The sequence below is a fragment of the uncultured Thiodictyon sp. genome, from assembly GCF_903828115.1.
Lineage (GTDB): Bacteria > Pseudomonadota > Gammaproteobacteria > Chromatiales > Chromatiaceae > Thiodictyon.
This window is the reverse complement of record NZ_CAIKKU010000631.1, coordinates 1-8,754: the sequence shown is the minus strand read 5'-3', so window position 1 is coordinate 8,754 and position 8,754 is coordinate 1. Positions and strand designations below refer to the sequence as shown.

The 8,754-nt window shown below is 68.8% G+C and carries 5 protein-coding genes; all 5 read left to right on the top strand.

The window, feature by feature from the left end:
* Positions 1–460 precede the first annotated feature (460 nt).
* The 5 genes from QZY48_RS23815 (at position 461) to QZY48_RS23795 (ending at position 8,628) form a co-directional block, all read left to right on the top strand.
* Positions 461–1,753, top strand: a complete 1,293-nt coding sequence (locus QZY48_RS23815) for a TIM-barrel domain-containing protein (RefSeq protein WP_295435754.1) — start codon at positions 461–463, stop codon at positions 1,751–1,753.
* Complete coding sequence (locus QZY48_RS23810) at positions 1,732–3,234, top strand: carbohydrate-binding module family 20 domain-containing protein (protein WP_295435752.1); 1,503 nt, start codon at positions 1,732–1,734, stop codon at positions 3,232–3,234. The genes QZY48_RS23815 and QZY48_RS23810 overlap by 22 nt, the downstream gene beginning before the upstream one ends.
* Positions 3,235–3,374: 140 nt before the next feature.
* On the top strand, positions 3,375–3,533 hold the full coding sequence (locus QZY48_RS23805) for a hypothetical protein (RefSeq protein ID WP_295435751.1): 159 nt from the start codon (positions 3,375–3,377) through the stop codon (positions 3,531–3,533).
* Positions 3,534–3,646: 113 nt separating this feature from the next.
* On the top strand, positions 3,647–6,118 hold the full coding sequence (locus QZY48_RS23800) for a hypothetical protein (RefSeq protein WP_295435749.1): 2,472 nt from the start codon (positions 3,647–3,649) through the stop codon (positions 6,116–6,118).
* Complete coding sequence (locus tag QZY48_RS23795) at positions 6,115–8,628, top strand: vWA domain-containing protein (protein WP_295435747.1); 2,514 nt, start codon at positions 6,115–6,117, stop codon at positions 8,626–8,628. Before QZY48_RS23800 ends, QZY48_RS23795 begins: the two co-directional genes overlap by 4 nt.
* The last annotated feature ends 126 nt before the right edge of the window (positions 8,629–8,754 follow it).

The following is an 8,754-nucleotide window of genomic DNA, read 5'->3' as shown; positions in this document are numbered from 1 at the left end:
TGTAGGAGCGGCCCCCAGGCCGCGACGGGTTGCCGCAAGGGTGCCGTGGCCGGAGTTCTGATCAAGGCCGCCATGCGCCTCATAGCACCAACCGAAACCCTGGCCGCGGCGATCAACCGGGACCTCTCAAGGTGCGCACGGCGCACCCTACGCCAATGGTCCGAGCGATTGCGTCAGCTTGAGAAAAATCCGACAGACGCCCGGGTGCCTGAGCGTCTTTCCAGGCACAAACAAGGCTGCGATAGTCACCCCCAGGGCGCGCCGTCCCGCTCCGGTACCCGGTGCCGGGACGCCGCCCCCGCTCAGGGAAGCCATAGAACCCGGTGCCCGCCATCAGGGCCCTCGAGGTCAGTCATGGACGCGGTTGCTGGCCGCACGGAACCCGCAGACGACGCATCCCGCGTGGTCTTGCCATCGACCCAAGACGGGGCGCCGATGCGCCCGACGAGGAGCTGACGACATGAAAATTCCTGCCTCCGGCGACCGGCCCGACCGGCGCCATCGGCCGCGGCCCGCGCCGCGCCTGCAACCATCCGTTACGCAAACCCAGTCGACCAACCGGCGACCCGTGCGTCTCAAACTGCCCCAGGCCGCCGTCGGCACCGCCCTGCTGGCCCTGGCCTGGTGCCTACCCTCGAGCGCCCTTGCGGCGGTTGAGCGGGTCAAGTTCCAGTCCGGGGACCAGTACCTGATCCTGGAGTTTCTGCGCGATGACCTGGTCCACTTCGAGGTCTCGGCCAAGGGACCGGGACCCGCTACCGCGACGGCGCTCGCGACCGCACCCCAGGTCGCCAAGACCAATTATCCGGGTCCCGCGAGCTTCACCAAGTCGGGACCGGGGGGCACCACCCTGAACACGGCCGAGATGAAGGTGGTCGTGGACCCGACCAGCCTCTGTCTGGCCGTGACCGACAAGGTCCGGGGCCTGGCCCTGACCACCCTGTGCCCGCTCAATCTCGCCCAGGACTGGAAGGGCCTGACGCTGGCCCCCGGCAGTATGCAGGATGCCTACGGCCTGGGTGAGCAGTTGATCACCCCCGGCAATCCGGACGGTAATTGGACCACGGCCAATCATCAGGTCCGCCAGCCGGGGGACAACTACGGCAACCAGATGATCGGCTTCAACGGCGGCGCGGCCGGCAACGCCCAGTTCCCGATCCTCTATGCCCTGGGGGCCGGGAGCGCGAACTATGCGCTGTTCCTGGACCAGGTCTACAAACAGCGCTGGGACTTCTCCGGGAACCCCTGGCAGGTCGAGACCTGGGGCGACCAGATCCGGGGCTATCTCATGACCGGTGCGGACCTGCCCAATCTGCGCCAGGACTATATGGAACTGACCGGCCGCCCGCCGGTGCCGCCGAAGAAGATGTTCGGTTTATGGGTCTCGGAATACGGCTACGACAACTGGCAGGAGATCGACGATAAGCTCGCGGCCCTGCGCGCCGACGGCTTTCCGGTGGACGGCTTCGTGCTGGACCTTCAGTGGTTCGGCGGGGTCCCGGCCATCGGCACCAAGCCCAGCCGCATGGGGAGCCTGACCTGGGACCTGGCCAAGTTCCCGGAGCCCGCGAAGAAGCTCGCCGACTATGCGGACAAGGGCATCGGCATCATGACGATCGAGGAGTCCTATATCGACAAGAGCCTGCCCGAGCACACGGAGTTGACCGCGCGTGAGTTCCTGGTCAAGCAGTGCAAGAACGGCGTGGGCGGGGCCTGCGAGAGCGCAACAATGTGGTCCGCCGGCCCTTCATGATGGCCCGCTCCGGGGCCTCCGGTATCCAGCGCTTCGGCACCAGCATGTGGTCCGCCGACATCGGCTCGAATCTGGAGAACCTCGCCGCCCACATGAACGCCCAACTGCACATGTCGCTCTCGAGGCTCGACTATTTCGGCTCGGACATCGGCGGCTTTCACCGCGGCGCACTCAACGGTGAGGACCTGAGCATGGTCTATACCCAATGGTTCGCCGACGGTCTGTTGACCGACATCCCGGCCCGGCCCCATGCCAACAACAGCAGTTGCCCCTATGGCCAGGGCCAGCCGTCCGGTAACTGCCATGAGACGGCGCCCGACCGGGTCGGGGACCGGGCGAGCAACCTCGCGAACCTGCGCCAGCGCTATGCCATGAGCCCCTACCTGTATTCGCTGGCGCACCGCGCCTACCTGGCCGGCGAGCCGGTGGTCCCGCCGCTCGTCTACTACTACCAGACGGACCCGAACGTGCGGCGGCTGGGCAGCGAGAAGCTGCTCGGGCGCGACCTGCTGGTCGCGCTGGTGGCCGACCGCAATGGGCCCCAGACCCGTGATGTCTATCTGCCGGCGGGGGACTGGGTCGACTACCGGACCAACGAGTGGCTCCACAGTACGGGCGAGACCTTCGCCGGCCGCCCGCTGATGCACAACGGGGTCTTCAGCCTGCCTGTCTTCGCCCGCGCCGGAGCCCTGATCCCCAAGATGTATGTGGACAAGAAGACCATGAACATCTTTGGCAAACGCAGTGACGGCTCCACCCGGGACGAGCTGATCCTGCGCGCCTATGCGGCGCCCCTGCCGAGCGGCTTCACCCTCTACGAGGACGACGGGCAGACCCAGGCCTATCTCGGCGGGGCGGTGCGCACGACCAGGCTGTCGCAGCAGCTCGCCGCCGACGGCAGCAGCGCCGCGGTGACCATCGCCGCCGCCGAGGGCAACTACCAGGGCGCCCCGGCGGCGCGCGGCGCGGTCGTGGAACTGGTGACCCACGGGCAGCAGGCCACCGGTGTCAGCCTCAACGGCAGCCCGCTGCCGGCCCTGGCCACACCCGCCGCGCTGGACACGGCCGCGAGCGGTTGGGTCAATGCCGGCGGCAACCTGATCCTCGCCAAGTCCGAGTCCGGCCCGGTCACGGCGGCCAGGACCTTCGTCTTCGCCCTCAAGCCAGCGCCGGAGGAGGTCACGGCCGCCTTCCAGTGCCGCAACGGCACCACCGTCTGGCGCCAGTCGGTCTATGTCGCGGGCGCCGGCGACCGGCTCGGCAACTGGGACCCGAGCAAGGCGGTCAAGCTCAGTCCCACGACCTACCCACGCTGGACCGGCACCCTCGACAACCTGCCCGCGCGCAAACAGCTCGCCTGGAAGTGCCTGAAGCGCCCGGAGGGTGCGGCCCAGCCGGTCGTCTGGCAGGCGGGGAACAATAACGTCCTGGTGACCCCCGCCGGCGGCGCGGTCACGACCTCGGGGAACTTCCAGCCGTAGCAGTGCGGCCTTCGCCGCCCGTGAACTGGAGTACAGGGTGTGCGCCCTGCACTCCAGGCGACGGGCCAGCCGCCATTTCCCGCCCCGGCACTGGACATCCGCTCCGGGCGGTGGCAGCCTTACCGTGAGAGCATCTTAGGGTGGACAGGCGTAGCGCAGTCCACCGAACCCTCTTCCGCGTCGTTGTCGTGGTCGTAATCGGAGAATCGCGGCAACTTGGCGTGCGAGGGAATCCGGGGCGATACGATAATCTCGATTACGACAACGACAACGACCGCGACGCCGAAGGCATTCCCTAATTGACTTGTTCAGGTTATAAACCTTATAAAAAAAGTTTTTCAAGCTAGTGGCAGACCCGTCCTCCCTTTGCGTCTTTGCGTCTTTGCGTGAGATTCTTCGTGATCGCAAAGCGATGGCAATCCGCACGGCCCTCATCTGCGCCCTCCTGCTCGCGGCCGGCGCCGCCCGCCCGGCCGCGCTGGATCTCGGCTCCACCGGGGACCATGTGCGCGTGATCCTGGATACCTCCAAGTCCATGTGCGGCGCCGCCTGCGGCTGGCAGGACCCGCCGAACGATCCAGGCCGACTGGCGGTCCTGTCGACGCTGCTGCTGCACGATCTGCTCAAACCCGATCCCAACAAGGCGGAGAATCCGGACAGCTTCGCGGTGATCCCGTTCGACCACGCGAAATGGACCGCCGAACTGCCGCCGCCCGCCACGGTGACGCCCCGGCGGGCCAAGGGGATGGCCGCGCGGGCGCAGTTCATCACCGCCTTGAGCCCGGCGCAACTGCCCCTGGATGTCATGAATACCTACTATTCACCGGGCATCATCCAGGCCCTGGCGGACCTGCCCCCCTTGTCGGGCACCGACAGTGCGGCGATGACCAGGACCATCGTCCTCATTACGGACGGGCTCTCGGTCAATCCGCAGGCCGACCAGGCCTATATCGAGACGCAACTGCTGCCCGCGCTCGCGGCCAGGCAGACGCGCCTCTATGCGATCCTGTTCGGTCCGGATGCGACCAGCCGCGGCGAGGCCTTCTTCGCCGGCATCAAGGCGGCCGACGCGGCCAATGTGCGCGCCGGCATCTATGCGCAGCACGTCTTTCCCGACTTTTTCATCGTGCGCACCGGCGAGGAACTGCCCGCCACCATGATCCGGCTGTTCTCGCAGGGCTTCGGGTATCTGCACCTGCCCGCTGACCGCAAGGACCGGGTCGGTACCGGCGCGGTCGGGCTCGATCTGCATCGGGGCGTGGGCCCGACGGAGGCGGCGATCGTGGCCCTGCGGCTGGACCCGGGGCGGCGCTCCACCCCCCCGGCGCCCAAGCTGACGCTGTCCCCGCCCGCCGGCGGCAGTGTCAATCTCCAGCACCTGCTGGAGGGACGCGAGCCGGGCGGGAGCTATTCGCTGCGCTGGGAACTCAAGCCCTCGCCCGGCGACTATTCATTGCGGATCGACCAGGGGAGCGACGAGTCGGTCTTCGTCCTGCGCCCGACCAACCTCACGGTCGCCCTGCGTGAGCATCAGGAGCCGCCCGGCGGGGGTGCGCGGCAGGACGCGGTGCCGTCCTGTTTCGCCCCGGGATCACTGGTAACCATGGCGGATCGGCCCTGCCGGCTCGATTTTCTCGTGGCCTCGGCCGCCGGCACCGCCGGCATACCGCCCAAGTTGGCACTGCGCTATTGGATCAAACAGCCGCGGCCGGGCGCCGCCGGCTATTGGAACATCAATGACGCCGACGGGGCCGGTATTGCCGATACGCACAATTGGGAGGACCTGGCCGCGGGCGGGCGCCGCTATTATTCGCAAACGCAGTTCACCAAGAATCAGTTGCCTAATGGTGCGGATACCCCCTATCAGGCGCATGTGACGGTGAGGGTCGATCTGGAGAACCGGACCGTCGCGGTGCGCGGCGCCGACGATCCATTCGTGGCCCTGGTCTATCCACGGCTCGGCCTGTCGCCGCAGCCGCCGGCCGTCAAGATCATGAATCCCACCAGCGGGGCACTGGGGCGCCGGCAGGATGCCTGCACCGCCTTCACCCTGACCGAGGACTTCGGGACCCGGCTGGAGAGTGCGCAGGGGAGCCAGGGCGGCGCGGGCGTCAATGTCAGGGCCTTCCTGATCGCCGATCGCCAGGCGCTCGTCGGACCTTTGCGCGACGCCCGCTTCAGCCTCGACGGCGAGAGCATCGGTTTCCAGTCGGACCCATCGCAGCCGGGCTCTGCGCCGGGGCCGGAGTGGTCCAAGGGCAAGCAGCGGCGCCTTGACGAGTTGGTGCAGCGCGACGGGGCCGGCGGTCGGCATGAACTCTGCGTGACCCTGGGGCCCTATGCGGATGGGGACCCGCTCGCACCGCCGGCCCTGCGGGTGAAGTTCATCCTCGATCACCCGCCCTATGACCACTTCGACGTGGTCAAGTCCCTCCAGGCGGAGGTGCTGGTGGCCCGCGCCCCGGGCCTGCGCTGGTGGTCACTACTGCCCCTGGCCCTGTTGCTGCTGGGGCTGCCCCTGGCGCTGCTGCTGCTGCGCGCCCGCGCCGCCTTGCCGCGCGACCTGGGCTATGGCGTGGCGGGCAGCGCCCAGCCGCATCGCTTCACCGCCCGGGCCCTGCCGCCCGCCTCACCCCTGCGGCGGCTCTTCTCGCGCCGGGCGGAGCGCCAGGTGGTCGACAATCAGGGCGGCCTGCTGGGCTGGGTCCGGCCGCAAGGGGAGACCCTCTATGCCCTGCGGCTGGCGCGCGGTGTGAGGCTGTGCGACCGTGACGGGAGCGAGATCGAGCCCACCGCCGTCGGCGTGTTGCTGCTCGAGGTCCACAAACCCTATCGACTGAGCAGCGGCGAGGACCACCTATGGTTGCGGATGCAATTCCTATGAACCTCAACCCGATCGTAGGGTCCGCTGCGCGGACCACCGCCCGCGCGCCCGACGTAGGGTCCGCTACGCGGACCGCCGCCCGCGCATTCGTCAAATTGCTCGCACCCCTGGCCCAGGCCTTTCATCCCCTGCCGCCGACGCTGCTCTACCTGGCGATCCTGGTGTCGCTCCCCATTCAAGCCGCACCCGAGCCCCAGTCCGCCCCCCCGGCGCGCCCTCCGCGCCACGTCGCGGTAGTCCTGGACACCTCCACCTCAATGCGGGCCGCCGAGAACGACCAGCCGCGCCTCGCCATCCAGGCCATCAAGATCCTGGCCGACCTGCTCGGCCCTGCGGACGACCTGACGCTGGCCTGGATGCCGGACAGTCCGGAGTGCCTCCTGCAGCCAGACCCCGGGCGGCGCCTGGACCGCGACGCGGGGGATCTCGCCGGCTTCAAACAGGCGGTGGATCAGCGGGCGCTCTATGGCGCACCGACCAACTTCATCGTGCCCCTCTTGACCGTCAAGGAGGCGCTGGACGGCGCCACGGGGAAGGAGCGGCTGCTGATCGTCATCTCCGATGCCGGCCGCGACCTGTGCCGGGGGGACAGCAACCGGGTCCTGGGCGAGCTGCGCGCCGCCGGGGTCCATACCGCGATCGTCGGCCTGGGCAATCGGGGGCGGCCGGTCCACAGCGAATACGACATCCGCACCGCGGCGCAGAACCCCACCGAGCTGCTGTCCGCCATCGGCGAGATCTACCAGCGCTTCCTGGGCGCCAAGGCCCCGGATTCGGGCCAACTGTCACCGGCATCCACCCTGATCGAGACCAGGCTCGCCCCCTTCGTGGACGAGGCCTTCCTGCTGGTCGCGGCGCAGGGTCCGGTGGGCGGCATCGCGCCCGCCGCGGGCAATCCGGCCGCGGAGGCGCTCGAGCCCGACTACCGCGCCGGTGAGACCCGCGGTATCGACGACCTGACCCGGGGCTATCGCATCCTGCGCCTGCGCCGGCCGGCGGCCGGCACCTGGCGCTTCGAGGTTACCGGCCTGACGGGGGAGGCCGGCTGGTACCTGATCCAGGACTTCTCGATCAGTCTGCGGATCGTCACGCCCGACACGGCGGCGCAGGGGGAGGACACCCTGGTGACGGCGCAGTTGGTCGACGACCGGACCGGGCAACGCGTCGAGCGGCCCGGGGAGATCCCGGGGCTCGCGGTGACGGCCCTGGTGGATGGTAAAGAGATCGCCTTTCGCGATGACGGCCAGGAGGGCGACCAGAGTGCCGACGACGGGCTCCTGACCGCCCGGGTGCGCTTCATGGGGGTGGGACCCGTGAGCTTCCCGGTGCGGCTGGCGAGCCGCTATCTCCAGGACGAGCAGCGGCAACAGATCCAGGTCGCACCGGCCGCCTGGGCGCTCGAGGTACAGACCCCGACCCAAGCCTTCATCGGCGATACCATCGCGGTCGCCGTCCGGCTCAAGGCCTTGGGCGCGCGCCATGCGCTGCGCACGCCGGAGCGGGTGAGTGCAAAACTCCCCGACGGCCGCACCCTGGCGCTGCGCGACGACGGCCGCGAGGGCGATCGAACGGCCGGGGACGGCGTCTATGCCCGTGACTGGACGCCGGGGCAGGTCGGGGTCCTGATGATCGAGTACCGGGCCGAGGGGGAGGCTGACTCCGCCACCACCCAAGGGCCGGTAGACGTCAAGGGCACCATCGCCTTCGGACCGCCCGGGGTGCTGGACTATGGGCGACTCACCGGCCGCTCCCAGGGCGAGGCGCCGCTCGATCTGGGTTTCATCCAGGCCAGGGGCCGCTTCGATCTGAAGCTCACGAGCGACTTCGCACAGTCCGGCGCCGTACTGGAAATCAACCTGGGTGAAGGCTTCAAGCAACTGGGTGGGCGGGCGCTGGTCCTGGGCTTCGACGGCAGCGGGCAGCAGCGCTATCCGGTGCGCCTGCGGGTCGCTACCTGTCCGGCGGCCTGCCGCCCGGACCAGGCCGGGTCCCTGGTAGTAGAAACGCTGGACGGCCGCGGCCAGACGCTGCGGGCCGCGGTCCCGATCCGGGTGGAGATTGTCCCGGACCACTGGCTGCGCTGCTGGTGGCCGGTCATCGCCGCCATCCTGCTGGCACTGCTGGGCGCCTTCATCCTCTACGGCATCCTGCGACCGGCCCGCTTCCCGCGCCCCCTGGCCGTGATCCTCTCCCCGGAGGCCGACCTGGACGAGGGCTATCCATTCAACATCCGCTCCCAAAAGGGCGCGCGCAGCGGCTTCTACCGCGACGCCCGCATCCATATCACCAGCGACTTCCAGTTGCGCCGCGCCGCCGGCGGCGCCCTGGCCCGGCTGCGCGCCGACCGGCTCGGGGTCTTCATCCAGGCCCTGCCGGGCAATGCCGTACTCTATCTGGATGCCGACAATCAATGGGAGCCGCTGAGCACCGAGCAGGAGACCCGGGTCCGCTTCTCGACCCTCTACAAGAACGCCGCCGGGACCCTGTTCTTCGAGTTTCGGAATCTCTGAGTCGTTCCTGGAGTCCAAGACTTCAGCCGTGGCGCAGGTCGCACAGGGCTAACGGTCATGGAGTGACCGTCAGTCACCCGGACGTCGTTGTCGTTGTCGTAATCGTGGTCGGATTATTCGATTACG

Excerpts from the sequence above, each read along its gene's own strand:
- QZY48_RS23815 (WP_295435754.1), top strand. The coding sequence starts at position 461 with ATGAAAATTCCTGCCTCCGGCGACCGGCCCGACCGGCGCCATCGGCCG.
- QZY48_RS23800 (WP_295435749.1), top strand. The coding sequence starts at position 3,647 with ATGGCAATCCGCACGGCCCTCATCTGCGCCCTCCTGCTCGCGGCCGGC.
- QZY48_RS23795 (WP_295435747.1), top strand. The coding sequence starts at position 6,115 with ATGAACCTCAACCCGATCGTAGGGTCCGCTGCGCGGACCACCGCCCGC.